At 66.7% G+C, this 15,985-nt stretch carries 13 protein-coding genes; 8 read left to right on the top strand and 5 right to left on the bottom strand.

The annotated features are described in order from the left end of the window. Positions 1 to 149: 149 nt before the first annotated feature. Positions 150 to 485, bottom strand: coding sequence for a DUF6968 family protein (locus DU475_RS06620; RefSeq protein ID WP_013504531.1), 336 nt, complete (start codon positions 483 to 485; stop codon positions 150 to 152). A gap of 1 nt (position 486) precedes the next feature. Continuing rightward, positions 487 to 819, bottom strand: coding sequence for a hypothetical protein (locus tag DU475_RS06615; RefSeq protein ID WP_150105243.1), 333 nt, complete (start codon positions 817 to 819; stop codon positions 487 to 489). Positions 820 to 953: 134 nt separating this feature from the next. On the opposite strand from DU475_RS06615, the gene polA reads away from it, so the two are divergent. The 3 genes from polA to DU475_RS06600 all read left to right on the top strand — a co-directional run bounded on the left by polA (position 954) and on the right by DU475_RS06600 (position 5,581). Beyond that, positions 954 to 4,025 (top strand): DNA polymerase I, encoded by a 3,072-nt coding sequence (polA, locus tag DU475_RS06610; RefSeq protein WP_047308881.1) that lies wholly within the window; start codon positions 954 to 956, stop codon positions 4,023 to 4,025. A gap of 89 nt (positions 4,026 to 4,114) precedes the next feature. Next, a complete protein-coding gene (gene pyrE / locus DU475_RS06605) occupies positions 4,115 to 4,678 on the top strand; it encodes an orotate phosphoribosyltransferase (RefSeq protein WP_047308882.1) in 564 nt (187 codons plus the stop codon). A 102-nt stretch (positions 4,679 to 4,780) separates the two neighbouring features. Next, positions 4,781 to 5,581, top strand: coding sequence for a DUF2865 domain-containing protein (locus DU475_RS06600; protein WP_164631382.1), 801 nt, complete (start codon positions 4,781 to 4,783; stop codon positions 5,579 to 5,581). A 234-nt stretch (positions 5,582 to 5,815) separates the two neighbouring features. Here the strand turns inward: DU475_RS06600 and DU475_RS06595 are convergent, their stop codons facing one another. After that, entirely contained in the window at positions 5,816 to 6,247 is a 432-nt protein-coding gene (locus DU475_RS06595) for a hypothetical protein (protein WP_107346259.1), read from the bottom strand. A gap of 285 nt (positions 6,248 to 6,532) precedes the next feature. On the opposite strand from DU475_RS06595, the gene DU475_RS06590 reads away from it, so the two are divergent. The 4 genes from DU475_RS06590 to DU475_RS06575 all read left to right on the top strand — a co-directional run bounded on the left by DU475_RS06590 (position 6,533) and on the right by DU475_RS06575 (position 13,070). Beyond that, positions 6,533 to 9,079 carry a glycogen/starch/alpha-glucan phosphorylase gene (locus DU475_RS06590; RefSeq protein WP_164631380.1) on the top strand — a complete coding sequence of 849 codons (2,547 nt, stop codon included), beginning with the start codon at positions 6,533 to 6,535 and terminating at the stop codon, positions 9,077 to 9,079. A 279-nt stretch (positions 9,080 to 9,358) separates the two neighbouring features. Beyond that, on the top strand, positions 9,359 to 10,192 hold the full coding sequence (locus DU475_RS06585; protein WP_164631378.1) for an acyl-CoA thioesterase: 834 nt from the start codon (positions 9,359 to 9,361) through the stop codon (positions 10,190 to 10,192). 55 nt (positions 10,193 to 10,247) lie between these two features. After that, a complete protein-coding gene (rocF, locus tag DU475_RS06580; RefSeq protein ID WP_164631392.1) occupies positions 10,248 to 11,231 on the top strand; it encodes an arginase in 984 nt (327 codons plus the stop codon). A 219-nt stretch (positions 11,232 to 11,450) separates the two neighbouring features. Further along, complete coding sequence (locus DU475_RS06575; protein WP_164631376.1) at positions 11,451 to 13,070, top strand: ABC-F family ATP-binding cassette domain-containing protein; 1,620 nt, start codon at positions 11,451 to 11,453, stop codon at positions 13,068 to 13,070. A 146-nt stretch (positions 13,071 to 13,216) separates the two neighbouring features. On the opposite strand, the gene DU475_RS06570 is transcribed toward DU475_RS06575, so the two are convergent. Beyond that, the gene (locus DU475_RS06570; protein ID WP_164631374.1) at positions 13,217 to 14,410 is read right to left on the bottom strand and encodes a DUF2125 domain-containing protein; all 1,194 of its coding nucleotides are present in this window, start codon (positions 14,408 to 14,410) and stop codon (positions 13,217 to 13,219) included. Positions 14,411 to 14,573: 163 nt separating this feature from the next. Between DU475_RS06570 and DU475_RS06565 the strand changes: the two genes are divergently transcribed. After that, entirely contained in the window at positions 14,574 to 15,152 is a 579-nt protein-coding gene (locus DU475_RS06565; RefSeq protein WP_047308302.1) for a gamma-glutamylcyclotransferase, read from the top strand. 17 nt (positions 15,153 to 15,169) lie between these two features. Here DU475_RS06565 and DU475_RS06560 read toward each other — a convergent pair whose 3' ends face one another. Then, positions 15,170 to 15,979, bottom strand: a complete 810-nt coding sequence (locus DU475_RS06560) for a lysophospholipid acyltransferase family protein (RefSeq protein WP_164631372.1) — start codon at positions 15,977 to 15,979, stop codon at positions 15,170 to 15,172. Positions 15,980 to 15,985 lie beyond the last annotated feature (6 nt).

Raw genomic sequence — 15,985 nt, 5'->3', positions numbered from 1 at the left:
GCGCCCCGCGCCGTCCGGGCACACACTCAGCGAAGCAATCCAGTCTCTCATCGCGCCTGGATTGCTTCGTCGCTTCGCTCCTCGCTAGGACGGCGACAGAGCGATTGGACTACATGGCTGCGGATCGCCGCCGAGCTACTCGCCCGCTCCTACAAAAACCTCGCATCGTCGCGAAGTAACAGGTCACGGATGCGAGCCGGGACGGGGAAGCCGTATCCGCTGTACCCCTCCTTCCAAGTCAGAAGTCCCGAACGATGCTCTTGGGACGTATAGAGCTCTGAGCCGACCATCTGCATGGCGTGCAGGAGGGCTTGCACGCTGTCGACGCCATGAGCCGAGTTCGCGCGCGTTCGATCGGGCCATTTGATCTGCCATGCACATTCCCAGGACGATTTGCCCGCTTTGGGCGGGAATATCTGGACATCAACTCTCTGGCTGTTGTCCTTCGCTTGGACCATCAGCGTGCGGGCCATGAATTCTTCCATGTCAAAACCTCAACTGAGGGATCGGTCGGCCGCTCAAGCACGCACTGTATCGCTCCATCGCCTGAGCCCAACAAAGCGGTGTTTTCACAAGATTACAGATCATCGTGTCCTTCGAATATTGAAGGTCACAATCCGCCTCCAGCCTGCGTTTAGCGGCACTGAAATCGGTGCTGCCGCCCGCCGCGATTGCCCATCGGCCGTGGTAATCGCGCGGCTGCAGCCAGTAGAAATTCTTCAAAGCAACCTGACGGCGCCTCAGTGTTTCCCTGAGCGTAGCCACTTCAGATTTTAGGAGAACAAGGTCTTCTCCTAACTGTTCTAGCAAACCAGCCATGGACCTTTCCCTCTTCCGACGGGTCAAGATTACGGATTTTTTTCCTAATGTCAATCCTGGACGTAATGTTGAAATTTACCCCAGCTCCCCCACGAAGGGGTGCCAAACGCCTCCGGACGCCCTAAGTTGCGGCCATGCCGAAAACGACCAAGTCCGCCGCTGCGACGCCTGCCGCTTCCTCTGCCACGCCCCCTGCCCCGGCCGGCGTCAAGCCGCCCGGCAAGGGCGACCATGTGTTCCTGGTCGACGGCTCGTCGTACATCTTCCGCGCCTATCACGCGCTGCCGCCGCTGAACCGCAAATCCGACGGGCTGCAGGTCAATGCCGTGCTCGGCTTCTGCAACATGCTGTGGAAGCTGCTCCGCGACATGCCGCCGGAGAACCGGCCGACGCATCTGGCCATCATCTTCGACAAATCCGAAGTCACCTTCCGCAACGCGCTCTACCCCGAATACAAGGCGCACCGGCCGCCGGCGCCGGACGATCTGATCCCCCAATTCGCCCTGATCCGCGAAGCGGTGCGGGCGTTCGATCTGCCGTGCCTGGAACAGTCCGGCTTCGAGGCCGACGATCTGATCGCCACTTACGTGCGCGAGGCCTGCGAGGCCGGGGCCACGGCGACGATCGTGTCGTCGGACAAGGACCTGATGCAGCTCGTGACCGACTGCGTGGTGATGTACGATACCATGAAGGACCGCCGCATCGGCGTGCCCGAGGTGATCGAGAAATTCGGCGTGCCCCCCAACAAGGTCGTCGAGGTGCAGGCGCTGGCCGGCGACAGTGTCGACAACGTGCCGGGGGTGCCGGGCATCGGCATCAAGACCGCAGCGCAACTGATCAACGAATATGGCGACCTCGAAACCCTGCTCGCCCGCGCACCTGAGATCAAGCAGCCGAAGCGGCGCGAAGCGCTGATCGAGAATGCCGAGAAAGCGCGGATCTCGCGCAAGCTGGTGCTGCTCGACGACCATGTAAAGTTAGAGGTGCCGCTGGAAGAGCTGGCGGTGCACGAGCCCGACGCGCGCAAGTTGGTGGCGTTCCTCAAGGCGATGGAGTTCACCACGCTGACGCGGCGCGTCGCTGAGTATGCGCAGATTGATCCGTCGGACGTGGAGGCGGAGACGGCGTTGAAGTCGGCCGTTCCGCCGCTGGCGAAAAGCGTCGCGGGCCCGAGCGACGATTTGTTTGCGGGGCAAGAGCCCTCACCCCACCCCTCTCCCGCAAGCGGGAGAGGGGGCGCGCCGACCTCGGGGCCGCTGAATGCGGGCCGCGGACGCGACGGCAAGCCGGGCGTCGTGCTGTCGCCGGAGGCGCTGGTTGCGTCGCGAGCCGAGGCTGCGCGCAAGGTCCCGGTCGACCGCACGGCCTACAAGACGCTGCGCACGCTGGACCAGCTGCACGCTGTCATCGCCCGCATCCACGACACCGGGGTGGTGGCACTGGAGGCAGTCGCGACCTCGATCGATCCGATGCAGGCGGAGCTGACCGGCGTTGCGCTGGCGCTCGGCCCGAACGACGCCTGCTACATCCCGCTGGCCCACAAGCAGGCCGGCGATGGCGACGGCCTGTTCGCCGCCGGCCTCGCGCCCGATCAGCTCGGCACCCGCGACGCACTCGATGCGCTGAAGCCGATCCTGGAATCCGCCGGTATCGCCAAGGTCGGCTTCGCGATCAAATTTGCCGCAGTGCTGCTGGCGCAGCATGGCCTGACCTTGCGCAACATCGACGATCCGCAACTGATGTCCTACGCGCTCGATGCCGGCCGCGGCAGCCATGGGCTCGACGCGCTGTCCGAGAGCAATCTCGGCCATACGCTGCACACGCTGACTGAGCTGACCGGCACCGGCAAAAACAAGATCGGCCTCGATCAGGTCGGAATCGACCGCGCCACCGCCTATGCGGCCGAGCGCGCCGACGTGAGCTTGCGGCTGGCGCGCGTGCTGAAGCCGCGCCTTGTCGCCGGCAGCATGACCGCGGTGTATGAGACGCTCGAACGCCCGCTGGTCGGCGTGCTGGCGCGGATGGAGCGGCGCGGCATCTCGATCGACCGGCAGGTGCTGTCGCGGCTGTCATCCGATTTCGCCCAGACCGCGGCGCGGATCGAGGCCGAGATCCGCGAGCTTGCGGGCGAGGACATCAACATCGGCAGCCCGAAGCAGCTCGGCGACATCCTGTTCGGCAAGATGGGCCTGCCGGGCGGCAGCAAGACCAAGACCGGCGCGTGGTCGACTTCGGCGCAGGTGCTCGACGAGCTCGCCGAGCAGGGCCACGAATTCCCGAAGAAGATTCTGGAGTGGCGGCAGGTCAGCAAGCTGCGCTCGACCTACACCGATGCGCTGCCGAATTACGTGCATCCGCAGACCCACCGCGTCCACACGACGTATGCGCTCGCCGCCACCACGACGGGGCGGCTGTCGTCGAACGAGCCGAACCTGCAGAACATCCCGGTGCGGACCGAGGACGGGCGAAAAATCCGCCGCGCCTTCGTGGCGACGCCGGGACACAAACTGGTGTCGGCGGACTACTCGCAGATCGAACTGCGCCTGCTCTCCGAAGTCGCCGACGTCCCGGCTTTGCGAAAAGCGTTTCAGGACGGCATCGATATTCACGCGATGACCGCGTCGGAGATGTTCGGCGTCCCGGTCGAAGGCATGCCGTCGGAAATCCGCCGCCGCGCCAAAGCGATCAATTTCGGCATCATCTACGGCATCTCGGCGTTCGGCCTCGCCAATCAGCTCGGCATCCCGCGCGAGGAAGCCGGCGCCTACATCAAGCGCTACTTCGAACGCTTCCCGGGCATCCGCGCCTATATGGACGAGACCCGCGACTTCTGCCGGACCCACGGCTACGTCACCACGCTGTTCGGCCGCAAATGCCACTACCCGGACATCAAGGCCTCGAACCCGTCGATCCGCGCGTTCAACGAACGCGCCGCGATCAACGCCCGGCTGCAGGGCTCCGCCGCCGACATCATCCGCCGCGCCATGGTGCGGATGGAGGACGCGCTGGCTGAGAAGAAGCTCAGCGCCCAGATGCTGCTGCAGGTCCACGACGAACTGATCTTCGAAGTGCCGGAAGCCGAGGTCGAAGCGACGCTGCCGGTCGTGCGCAGCGTGATGCAGGACGCGCCGTTCCCGGCAGTGATCCTCAACGTCCCGCTGCAAGTCGACGCCCGCGCCGCCGACAATTGGGACGAGGCGCACTGAGCGATCGATAATACCATCACCGCACCGCTGGAATCGCAGCGGTGAGGCGATTAGATTGCAGCAACTTCCGACAGCCAGAGAGTTCGCCCGTGTCCAAATCCGCGTCCCGCGCCCGCCTTGCCGACATCATCCGCACCCGTTCGTTCGGCCGGGGCGAGATCACGCTCGCGTCGGGGCGCAAGAGCGACTTCTATTTCAACCTGAAGCCGACGATGCTCGATCCCGAGGGTGCGGCCCTGCTCGCCGAATTGACCTACGAGGCGCTGCGCGGCGAGAAGGTCGACTATGTCGGCGGGCTGGAGATGGGCGCGGTGCCGCTGGCCGGCGCGATCGCGCAGCTATCATGGCTGAAGAACCATCCGATCGCGGCGTTCTTCGTGCGCAAGAAGCCGAAAGAGCACGGCGCGCGGCTGTCGGTCGAAGGTCTGGCCAAGGGCGAGAGCCTGGCCGGCAAGCGCTGCGTCATCGTCGAGGACGTCACCACCACCGGCGGCTCGGCCATCAAGGCGGTCGAGGCGGTGAAGGAATCCGGCGCCGAGATCGTGCTGGTGCTGACCATGGTGGACCGCGAGGAAGGCGCCACCGAAGCTTTCGCCGAGGCCGGGCTGCCGTTCCGGTCGCTGTACAAGGCCAGCGAGTTCCTCAACACCTGAGCGCCGCGGACGCCGCCGGAAACCCGGCGTTTACCATCCCATCCTAAAGTCGCGACCAACAGCGGGCTTGCCGCGGGTGGTTGCGTCGGTGGAGTGGGCGTTTTGCGTCAATTGCTTACCAGTTCACGCCTGCGGCGCCGCGTTCTCGCTCTCGGCGCGGCGCTTGCGCTGCCGCTACTCGCCGCTCCTGAGATCGCCTCGGCGCAGAATCTGCTGGAGTTCCTGTTCGGCGGCGCCGGCCCACAACGGCCGCAGCACGGAGCCCCGGCCCAGGCCAACTTTTTCGCCGACCCGTTCGGCCTCAATCAGCAAAACCAGCCGCCGCAACCGCAGCGCCAGGCCTCTGCCGGCGGCGGTCCGGCGTTCTGCGTGCGCAGCTGCGACGGCAAGTACTTCCCGCTGCAGCTCCGCGCCGGCGCCAGCCCGGCGCAGATGTGCCAGGCGTTCTGCCCGGCCGGCAACGCCAAGGTTTACTACGGCAGCCAGATCGACGGTGCCCGCTCGGCGAGCGGCGAGCGCTATGCCGACTCGCCGAATGCGTTCGCCTATCGCAAGGCACTGAAGCCGGACTGCACCTGCAACGGCCGCGACCCGGCGGGCCTCGCGCAGATCGACCTGTCCCAGGACGTCTCGCTGCGTGCCGGCGACATCGTCGCCACCGCCGACGGTCTCGTCGCCTATACGGGCGTGCGTCTCGGCGTCGAGCAGACGCCGGACTTCACCCCGGTTGCCGACTATCCGGGCCTGACCCCGAGCCTGCGCGCCCGCCTCGGCGAGATGAAGGTCGCCCCGGTCAACGAGCAGATCGCCGAACAGGCGCCCCCGGCGCTCGGCCGCGACGTCTCACTGCCGGTCGAGACCCCGAAGCCACTCCCCCACGGCCGCCGCGCCGGCATCGAGTGAGCCTCTCTCAAGCACCCGCCGTTCTGACGCCCCACCGTCATTCCGGGGCGCGCGAAAGCGCGAACCCGGAATCCGGAGATTCGGGGCACCTCGGAGCGCAGATCGGGGAGACTTCTCGGCCAAATAACTTCGGGATTCCGGGTTCGCGAGCTGTCGCTCGCGCCCCGGAATGACATCTTGGGGCTTGAGGGATTCGCGCGCCGGAGAGACTCGGACGACGAGGAGCCTCGATGCCTACCTGCCGACGATCACCCCGATCACATTCGGGGCGGCGCGGTAGGATTCTTCGAGGTGGGCGCGGGCGGCGGCGCGGTTTTCGGCGGTCAGCAGACCGCGGGCTTCGGCCAGGATCATCCAGCAATAGCCCCACCAGTCGCTGAGCATGCCGGTGTCGTCGACCAGGTCATAGCCGTGCTCGGCCGCGAAGATCCGCGCGGTGCCCTCATCGAGGGTGTCGAGCCAAGTCAGATCAGCAGGATCGAACATCTCGTCGACCAGATCGTCCGGGCAGTAACCCCAGATCGACACGCACACCGCGTTGAACTCGCGGTCGAGCTGATCGTCATCGACCCATTGCCGGCGGGCGAGCTGATGCAGCCGCGACAGGGAGCGGGCGAAATCGGCGATCCGGGTGAGCGCCGTCTGATCGAAGGCGATGGTGGACATCTCGTCCTCGGAAGCTTGCTGAGACCATAGATATAGACGGCGCACCGCGCCGAATCGCGATGATAACTCAAGACCTTGCAGAATGTTCTAAATTTGTTCTTATCGCGCGGCGCGTTGGGGCGCAACCTTGGCCCCGCCCTCTGGTTCATCGAGCGTGTTCCCGCCTTGAAACCTGCACCACGCCTGCAGAGCAGGCAGCCCGAGTCGCGGGATTTTGCACAAAAGCCGGGCATCCCGCCGCAACGATGCCCTCGTCATGGGTTTCGATCCGGGACTATTGTTTGTATGGTCGTGGTCTCATCCGCTTGGAATGGTCACTTGCCCGTGCAGTCGTTGCCAGAAAAAAATTCCTCCCAGCCGGCACATCTGGATGAGCTGGCGCTCGCCGAGATCAAGAGCGCGATCCTCGCCAAGCTGACGCTGGCGATCGGCAAGGAGGCGGCGCACGCCACCAAGCACGACTGGTACAAGGCGTCGGCGCTGGCGCTGCGGGACCGGATCGTGCACCGCTGGCTGGTGTCCGAGAAGGAGAGCTACGACGCCGGCCGCAAGCGGGTGTATTACCTGTCACTCGAATTCCTGATCGGCCGGCTGTTCACCGACTCGCTGAACAACATGGGCCTGCTGGCGCAGTTCGCCGCCGCGCTCGGCGATCTCGGCGTCGGCCTCAACGACTTGCGCAAATGCGAGCCCGACGCCGCGCTCGGCAATGGCGGCCTCGGCCGGCTCGCCGCCTGCTTCATGGAAAGCATGGCGACGCTGGAGATCCCGGCCTACGGCTACGGCATCCGCTACGATTACGGTCTGTTCCGCCAGATCATCAATCACGGCTGGCAGCAGGAATTCCCCGACGAGTGGCTGAGCTTCGGCAACCCGTGGGAATTGCAGCGGCCGGAAGTCGTCTATCAGGTCAAGTTCGGCGGCCATGTCGACCAAGTCACCGATGGCAAAGGCTACACCCGCGCGGTGTGGACGCCGGGCGAGACCGTGCAGGCGATCGCCTACGACACACCGATCGTCGGCTGGCGCGGCGAGCACGTCAACGCGCTGCGGCTGTGGTCGGCGCGGGCGCCGGACCCGCTGCTGATCGACGTGTTCAACACCGGCGACTATCTCGGCGCCACCGCGCACGAGGCGCGCGCCGAGGCGATCTGCAAATTCCTGTATCCGAACGACGAGAGCCCTGCGGGCCGCGAGCTGCGGCTGCGCCAGGAATATTTCTTCGTCTCCGCCTCGCTGCAGGACCTGATCAAGCGGCACCTGGATTCCGACGGCCAGATCCGCAACCTCGCCAAGAAGGCGGCGATCCAGCTCAACGACACCCACCCCAGCCTCGCGGTGGCCGAACTGATGCGGCTCCTGGTCGACGTCCACGGCCTGCGCTGGGACGACGCCTGGCAGATCACCGTGGCGACGCTGAGCTATACCAACCACACGCTGCTGCCCGAGGCGCTGGAGACCTGGCCGCTCGACCTGTTCCAGCGCACGCTGCCGCGCCATCTCGAAATCATCTACCGGATCAACGAGGCGCATCTCGGCCTCGCCGAGGCGCGCAGCCCCGGCGACATCGAGTTCCGCGCCTCGGTGTCGCTGATCGACGAGAAGGCCGGCCGCCGGGTGCGGATGGGGCACCTCGCCTTCATCGGCTCGCACCGCATCAACGGCGTCTCGGCGATGCATTCCGACCTGATGAAGGAGACCGTGTTCCACGATCTCAACTTCCTCTACCCCGGCCGCATCACCAACAAGACCAACGGCATCACCTTCCGGCGCTGGCTGACGCTGGCCAATCCGGGCCTGACCGATCTGGTCCGCTCGGTCGCGGGCGACGAGGTGCTGGACGATCCGACCCGGCTGGAGCGGCTCGAAGCCTTCGCCGGCGACAGCGCGTTCCAGCAGCAATTCCGCTCGGTCAAGCACCGCAACAAGGTGGCGCTGGCGCGGCTGATCGGCGAGCGCAACAACATCCGGATCGATCCCGGCGCGCTGTTCGACGTCCAGATCAAGCGCATTCACGAATACAAGCGGCAACTGCTCAACGTGCTCGAGACCATCGCGCTGTACCAGGCGATCAAGGACGAGCCGAACCGCGACTGGGTGCCGCGGGTCAAGATCTTCGCCGGCAAGGCGGCAGCGAGCTATCGCTACGCCAAATTGATCATCAAGCTGATCAACGACGTCGCCGAAGTGGTGAACAACGACGCCTCGATCGGCGGCAAGCTGAAGGTGGTGTTCCTCGCCGACTACAATGTCAGCCTCGCCGAAGTGATCATTCCGGCCGCCGACCTGTCGGAGCAGATCTCGACTGCCGGCATGGAAGCTTCCGGCACCGGCAACATGAAGCTGGCGCTGAACGGCGCGCTGACGATCGGCACGCTCGACGGCGCCAATATCGAGATCCGCGATCTGGTCGGCCCGGAGAACATCGCGATCTTCGGCATGGAAGCGCTCGAAGTGGTGGCGCGCCGTGCCCAGGGCCTCGACGCCACCGACGTCATCAACCGCTCGCCGCAGCTCGCCAACGCGATCCGCGCGATCGACTCCGGCGTATTCTCGCCCGACGACCGCGCCCGGTTCGCCTCGGTGGCGCACGCGCTGCGCCACCTCGACCACTACATGGTGAGCGCCGACTTCGACAGCTACTACGAGGCCCAGCGCGGCATCGACGCACGCTGGCGCGCCGGCTCCGCCTGGACCCGCGCCGGCATCCTCAACGTCGCCCGGATGGCGTGGTTCTCGTCCGACCGCACCATCCGCGAATACGCCGAAGAGATCTGGAACGTGCCGACCAAGCCGGCGACGCAGCCCTCTCCGGCGCGGCAGGCGGGATAGTCGACGTACTGCGGAGCGCGCGCACTCCGACCCAAGCACGTCATTCCGGGGCGCGAGCGCAGCTCGCGAACCCGGAATCCCGAGCTTGTAGCGAACGTTTTTCCAACACCTGCGAGATTCCGGGTTCGCCGCTGCGCGGCGCCCCGGAATGACGTCCGCGTGGGTCCGCGCGCCGCCGCAGCCCTGCCCTCATCACATGATGACCGACAGCCATTGCGCCCGGCTGCGCCGCGGTGCAAGCTGGCGCCACAACAAGAGCAACAACACGGGAAGCGCACCATGGACGCCAAGGTCGAGCAAACGCCGCATCCATTCGATGCGGCGACGCGCGTGGATTTCGAAGGCGGGCGCTGGCAGGGCGCGACCAGCGACGATTACCACGCCTTCGTCGGCCAGTTCGGCGGCGCCACCGCGGCGACGCTGCTGCGCGCCCTGATGCAGCAGCCGGAGCGCGCCGGCGATCCGCTGGCCTTCACGGTAAATTTCTGCGCGCCGATCAGCGCCGGCCGGTTCGAGCTGACGCCGCGGCTGATCAAGGCGACGCGCTCGACCCAGCATTGGGGCATCGAACTCAGCCAGGGCGACGCCGGCGTCGAAGTGTTCGCCACCGCCGTATTCGCCCAGCGCCGCGAGACCTGGACGCACCGCCCGGCCGAGATGCCGAAGACCGCCGCTTACGATGAGGCTCCAGTGTATGAGCGCGGCGGCGTTGCGGCGTCGTGGATCCGTCAGTTCGAGTTTCGCTTCGTCGAGAACGAGCCGAACTTCGGCGACGGCCCGCTGCCCGAGCCGGCGAGCCCGCACACCAAGGCGTGGATCGGCCACGCGGTGCCGCGCACGCTCGATTTGTTGTCGCTGTCGGCGATCGCGGACGCGTTCTTCGCGCGGATCTTCCACGTCCGCGGCGAATTGCTGCCGATCGGCACGGTGTCGATGACGACGTATTTCCACGTCGACGCCGCCGATCTCGCCGCCGAGCCAATCACCGCGGTGCTCGGTGTCGCCGACGCCAACGTGTTTCACAAGAGCTTCTCCGACCAGACCGGCGAATTGTGGTCGCCGAGCGGACGGCTGCTGGCGACCACGCATCAGATCACCTATTTCAAAGCCTGAGTTGGCGCGGCGCTCCGGCGCGGGTCGCGCGCGCATTTGAAGGGGCGTCATGGCGATGTCGCAGACCGAAGCCGCTCACAGCGAGTCCGCACGGCGCGTCGCGCTGCTCGGCGTGCCGATCGAGATCGGCGCCGGCCTGCGCGGCACGCTGATGGGACCGGCGGCGCTCCGCACCGCCGGCATCGGCCGCGTGGTCGATCAGCTCGGCTTTGCGGTCGAGGACCATGGCGACATGACGCGCCCCGCGGCTGGCGACGGCAACGATCCGGTGCCGGCCAAAGCCAATTACTACGGCGAAGTGCGGAGCTGGGTCGGGACGATCTCGGCGCGCGCCTACGAACTGGCGCAGTCGGGCGCGGTGCCGCTGTTCATGGGCGGCGATCACAGCCTGTCGATGGGCTCGGTCAACGGCGTCGCGCGCTACTGGCAGACCCAGAGCAAGCCGCTGTTCGTGCTGTGGTTCGACGCCCACGCCGACTACAACACGCCGGCCACGACGCTGACCGCCAACATGCACGGCATGTCGGCGGCGTTCCTGTGCGGCGAGCCGGGGCTCGATGATCTGCTCGGCGACGAGCCGCGGGTCTCTGTTCCGCCGAGCCGGCTCGACCTGTTCGGCATCCGCTCGATCGATCCGCTGGAGAAAGAGCTGGTGCGCCAACGCGCGATCCCGGTGGTCGACATGCGGGGAATCGACGAATTCGGCGTCGGCGTGCTGATCCGCCGCGTCATCGACCGCGTCCGTGCCGCCGGCGGGGTGCTGCATCTGTCGTTCGACGTCGACGTGCTCGATCCTTCGGTCGCGCCCGGCGTCGGCACCACCGTGCCGGGCGGCGCGACCTATCGCGAGGCGCATCTGGTAATGGAGCTGCTGCACGACTCGGGGTTGGTCCGCTCGGTCGACATCGTCGAACTCAACCCCTTCCTCGACGAACGCGGCCGCACCGCCCGCGTCGCGGTCGAACTCATCGGCAGCCTGTTCGGCATGCAGATCACCGACCGGGTGACCCCGACCAACGCGGTGCTGCCGGAGGGGTGAGCGCCCTCCCCCGCGTTCGTCATTCCGGGGCGCTTGCGCTAGCAAGCGAACCCGGAATCTTGCAGTTGTGGAACGACAGAATCGCAGAACTCTTCGGGATTCCGGGTTCGCGCAGCTTCGCTGCGCGCCCCGGAATGACCGGCTTGGATTGGCCGTGTCTGGCGCATTGCGTCTGTTTCCGCTAAACGCGCCGCAGCATTTCTCCCCCCGCGTGAGCCCATGATCCGTCTCGACAACATCTCCAAGCAGAACGGCCACCAGATCCTCTACATCGAAGCCTCCGCGACGCTGCTGCGGGGCGAGAAGATCGGGCTGGTCGGGCCGAACGGCTCCGGCAAGACCACGCTGTTCCGGATGATCACCGGCCAGGAACAGCCGGACGAAGGTCAGGTGTCGGTCGATCGCGGCCTGACCATCGGCTATTTCAGCCAGGACGTCGGCGAAATGAGCGGCCGCAGCGCGGTTGCCGAGACCATGGAGGGCGCCGGCCCGGTCAGCGAAGTTGCGGCCGAGCTGAAGGAGCTGGAGCACGCGCTGGCCGATCCGGACCGCGCCGACGAGATGGAGCAGATCCTCGAACGCTACGGCGAGGTGCAGCACCGCTTCGAGGAGCTCGACGGCTATGCGCTCGAAGGCCGCGCCCGCGAGGTGCTGGCCGGCCTGTCGTTCAGCCAGGAGATGATGGACGGCGACGTCGGCAACCTGTCGGGCGGCTGGAAGATGCGCGTGGCGCTGGCCCGCATCCTGTTGATGCGGCCCGACGTGATGCTGCTCGACGAACCGTCGAACCACCTCGACATCGAAAGCCTGATCTGGCTGGAGCAGTTCCTCAAAGGCTTCGAGGGCGCACTGCTGATGACCTCGCACGACCGCGCTTTCATGAACCGGATCGTCAACAAGATCGTCGAGATCGATGCCGGCACGCTGACCAGCTACACCGGCGACTACGAATTCTACGAGGGCCAGCGCGCGCTCACCGACAAGCAGCAGCAGGCGCAGTTCGAGCGGCAGCAGGCGATGCTCGCCAAGGAAGTGGCGTTCATCGAGCGCTTCAAGGCGCGCGCCTCGCACGCCGCCCAGGTGCAGAGCCGGGTCAAGAAGCTGGAGAAGATCGAGAAGGTCGAGCCGCCGCGCCGCCGCCAGATCATCGCGTTCGACTTCCTGCCGGCGCCGCGCTCGGGCGAAGACGTCGCCAGCCTCAGCCATGTCCGCAAGGCCTACGGCAATCACGTGATCTACGAGGATCTGGATTTCGCGATCCGCCGCCGCGAGCGCTGGTGCGTGATGGGGATCAACGGCGCCGGCAAATCGACGCTGCTCAAGCTGGTCGCCGGCGCCACCGCGCCCGACGACGGCAGCGTCACCATCGGCGGCAGCGTCAAGATGGGGTACTTCGCCCAGCACGCGATGGATCTGATCGACGGCGAACTCACCGTATTCCAGTCGCTGGAAGAGTGGTTTCCGCAGGCCGGCCAGGGCTCATTGCGCGCGCTCGCCGGCTGCTTCGGTTTCTCCGGCGACGACGTCGAGAAGCGCTGCCGGGTACTGTCCGGCGGCGAAAAGGCCCGGCTGGTGATGGCCAAGATGCTGTACGACCCGCCGAACTTCCTGGTGCTGGACGAGCCGACCAACCACCTCGACATCGCCACCAAGGAAATGCTGATCAAGGCGCTCGCCGATTTCGAAGGCACCATGCTGTTCGTGTCGCACGACCGCCACTTCCTGGCCGCGCTGTCGAACCGCGTGCTGGAGCTGACCCCCGAAGGCGTCCACAAATACGGCGGCGGCTACACCGAATACGTTGCCCGCACCGGGCACGAGGCGCCGGGGCTGCATTAAGCAGTCGCCCCAACAACGCCGTCATGCGCGGGCTTGACCCGCGCATCCATCAAGCGCCGCGCGCGTCTTCAAACAGTCGTTGCAAAGACGATGGATGGCCGGGTCGCGCCCGGCCATGACGCTTAGCGATATGGAGCCACGTCGCCTCAGAACAGCGGCTTGGTCTGCCCCACCTTCAGCGGGCCGAGCATCACGGCGCCTTCGACGAAGCGCAGCGGGAAGGCGCGGGCGGGACGGCCTTCCAGCGTGGTCTCTTGGCCGAGCGCGTCGATGCCGGCGACGGCCGCGACATTGGCGTTCTTGCGCACCACCTGGCCGAGGCCCGGAATGGCGCGGTCGAGCGCGCCGAGCACATTGTTGACGTCCTTGGCGCGGACGCCGGGCGCCAGCCGGTCGAGCGTCGATTGCGACACGCCCTGCTCCAGCATCTTGTCGATGCCGAGCTTGGGGATCACCTGGTCGAGCCCGGTGGCCACCATCTGCAATTCACCGTCGACATAGCCCTGCGGCGTCAGCCCAAGCGAGCCGGTCGCGACCGCCACCATGTCGCCCTGCTGGATCCGCGCCTGCTCGAACCGGATGCGGCCGCTGGCGGCCTGGATCTCGCGGAAGCGCTGCGGCCACGGCTTGGGGCGGAAATCCTTCAGGCCGCTGAGCAAGAGGCGCAGATGCGCGTCGAACGGATCGGCGAGCAGCGGGTGCAGATCCTGCACCGAAGTGCCGTCGAGCTTGAGATCGACTTCGAGCTGGCGCGGCTCGGCGCCGGCGGCCTCGCGCTGCCGGCCGTGCAGCTCGGCATGACGGGCACGGGCGAGCGGCACGCGGGTGTCGCCGCGGAAACCGTCGAGCGCCGGCTCGTCGAACACCAACGCGACGCGCTCCGGCGTGCCCGGCAGCCCGGCGACGCTGCTGCGGGCGGTCTTCCAGTTCAGTTCCATCGACACCGGCTGACCGCGATCCGCAAAGGTCGCAGGTCCCTTGAACTCGGCGATCAACAGGCTCGGCTGATACAGCGACGACACCACCAGGATTTCGCCGAGCTTCGCGGTCGCCGGGGTCTGGGTCGCGGCCTGCTCGGCGGTCTGCGCGGTCAGTGCAACGCTGGCATTCTCGCAGCGAACTTCGAGCCGGAACGGAAAACCCGCCACCGAGCGCTGGCCGCAATCATAGCTACGGCCGGCCGCCGCCTCGCGCGCGCGCCATTCATCGACGATACGGTCGACCTGGCTCGCCGAAAACAGCCAGAACGCGCTCCAGGCGAGTGCCGCAGCCACCAATACACCGGGGAGCAGCAGCACCGGCCATAGCGGGCGGCGGGGGGACATCGTGGAATTTGCCATCGCGCCTACTTAAGGGGACAAGCCCGAAAAGGGAATCCGCGACCGGCTGCCGCACGCCATGCTGCGGGCGCGGCCGGCCCGCGCGGCAAACCGCTCACACTTCCAAGCCCGATGCGGTAAGGACTGAATTTGTCATTTACACGATAGCCTGCCCCCGCGCCCGATGTCCGCCAAGACGCTCACCGACTCCGACCTGACCCAGGGCGACCTCTGGGTGTTCGGCTATGGCTCGCTGATGTGGAATCCCGGCTTCGACTTCGTCGAGCGGGTGCCGGCGCGGCTGATCGGCGAGCACCGGGCGCTGTGCGTGTATTCGTTCGTGCACCGCGGCACCCCGGAACAGCCCGGCCTGGTGCTCGGGCTCGACCGCGGCGGCGCCTGCCGCGGCATCGCGTTCCGGGTCGCCGACGCGCACCGGATGGCGACGGTGGCGTATTTGCGTGAGCGCGAGCAGGTCACCAGCGTGTATCGCGAAGTCAAGCGCTCGGTTTGGCTGGAAGACGACGCCCGGCGCCGGATCAGCGCGCTGACCTATGTGGTCGACCGCGGCCACGCGCAATATGCCGGGCGGCTGACCCACGCCGAACGGCTGCGCCACGTGCGCCAGGGCCACGGCCGCTCCGGCCCGAACCGCGACTACGTGATCGCCACCGTGAAGGCGCTGGAAGCGCAGGGCTGCCGCGACGTGCCGCTGCACCAGCTCGCCGAGGCGCTGCGCGACGAGGCGCCGGCGCCGCGTTGACGCGGAAGTCGCGCCGATCAGCCGGCCTTGCCGCTTTCCGGCTTGGCCGCAGATTTGACGCGATGCGGCTTAGCGCTCGGCACCCGGCCGAACAGCGCCGCCTGTTCCTTGCGCGCGTCGGCGACCAGACGGTTGGTGGCGGTCTCGACCGCGTCGCTGAGCTGCCTGAGGAATTCGCGGCGGTCGAGCCCGGCCGGGAGCGGGTCGAGGAACTCGACCACGATCGTGCCCGGGTAGCGCATGAACTGGCGCCGCGGCCAGAACAGCCCGGCATTCAGCGCCACCGGCAGGCATGGTACGCCGCAATCGACATAGATCTGGCCGACGCCGGTCTTGTAATTCGGCGGCGCATCCACCGGGGTCCGGGTTCCTTCCGGAAAGATGATCAACTGCCGGCCGCGACGCACTTCCTCGCGGGCGCGGCGCGCCATTTCGACCAGCGTCTTGACGCCCGCCGCGCGGTTGATCGCGATCATGCCGCCGCGCAGCAGCAACTGGCCGAACACAGGAATCCAGGTCAGCTCGCGCTTGAGGATGTACAGCGGCTGGTCGAAGAACTGCAGCAGCGCGAACGTCTCCCACATCGACTGATGCTTGGGCGCGACGATCAGCGGTCCCTCCGGGATCTTCTCCAGTCCGCGAAACTCCACCTTGGTGCCGCAGATCACCCTCATCAGCCAGATGCTGTTCTGGCCCCACAGCTTGGCGACCTTGACCACAGCCCGGCCGGAAAACAGCGCCGCCGCCGTGGCGGCCAGCACCCAGCCGACCAGCACCACGTAGAACAGCACGTTGAAGATCAACGAACGCAGGAAAATCACGAACATCGGGCT

It is taken from the genome of Rhodopseudomonas sp. WA056 (assembly GCF_010906995.1).
Classification (GTDB): Bacteria; Pseudomonadota; Alphaproteobacteria; order Rhizobiales; family Xanthobacteraceae; genus Rhodopseudomonas; species Rhodopseudomonas palustris_G.
This window is presented reverse-complemented; position numbering and strand designations above follow the sequence as displayed.

Coding starts and splice junctions, on each gene's coding strand:
- DU475_RS06570 (WP_164631374.1), bottom strand. CDS start 14,410: ATGGCAAATTCCACGATGTCCCCCCGCCGCCCGCTATGGCCGGTGCTG.
- DU475_RS06585 (WP_164631378.1), top strand. CDS start 9,359: ATGGACGCCAAGGTCGAGCAAACGCCGCATCCATTCGATGCGGCGACG.
- DU475_RS06560 (WP_164631372.1), bottom strand. CDS start 15,979: ATGTTCGTGATTTTCCTGCGTTCGTTGATCTTCAACGTGCTGTTCTAC.
- DU475_RS06590 (WP_164631380.1), top strand. CDS start 6,533: ATGGTCGTGGTCTCATCCGCTTGGAATGGTCACTTGCCCGTGCAGTCG.
- DU475_RS06615 (WP_150105243.1), bottom strand. CDS start 819: ATGGCTGGTTTGCTAGAACAGTTAGGAGAAGACCTTGTTCTCCTAAAA.
- DU475_RS06595 (WP_107346259.1), bottom strand. CDS start 6,247: ATGTCCACCATCGCCTTCGATCAGACGGCGCTCACCCGGATCGCCGAT.
- DU475_RS06565 (WP_047308302.1), top strand. CDS start 14,574: ATGTCCGCCAAGACGCTCACCGACTCCGACCTGACCCAGGGCGACCTC.
- DU475_RS06620 (WP_013504531.1), bottom strand. CDS start 485: ATGGAAGAATTCATGGCCCGCACGCTGATGGTCCAAGCGAAGGACAAC.
- rocF (WP_164631392.1), top strand. CDS start 10,248: ATGTCGCAGACCGAAGCCGCTCACAGCGAGTCCGCACGGCGCGTCGCG.
- polA (WP_047308881.1), top strand. CDS start 954: ATGCCGAAAACGACCAAGTCCGCCGCTGCGACGCCTGCCGCTTCCTCT.
- DU475_RS06575 (WP_164631376.1), top strand. CDS start 11,451: ATGATCCGTCTCGACAACATCTCCAAGCAGAACGGCCACCAGATCCTC.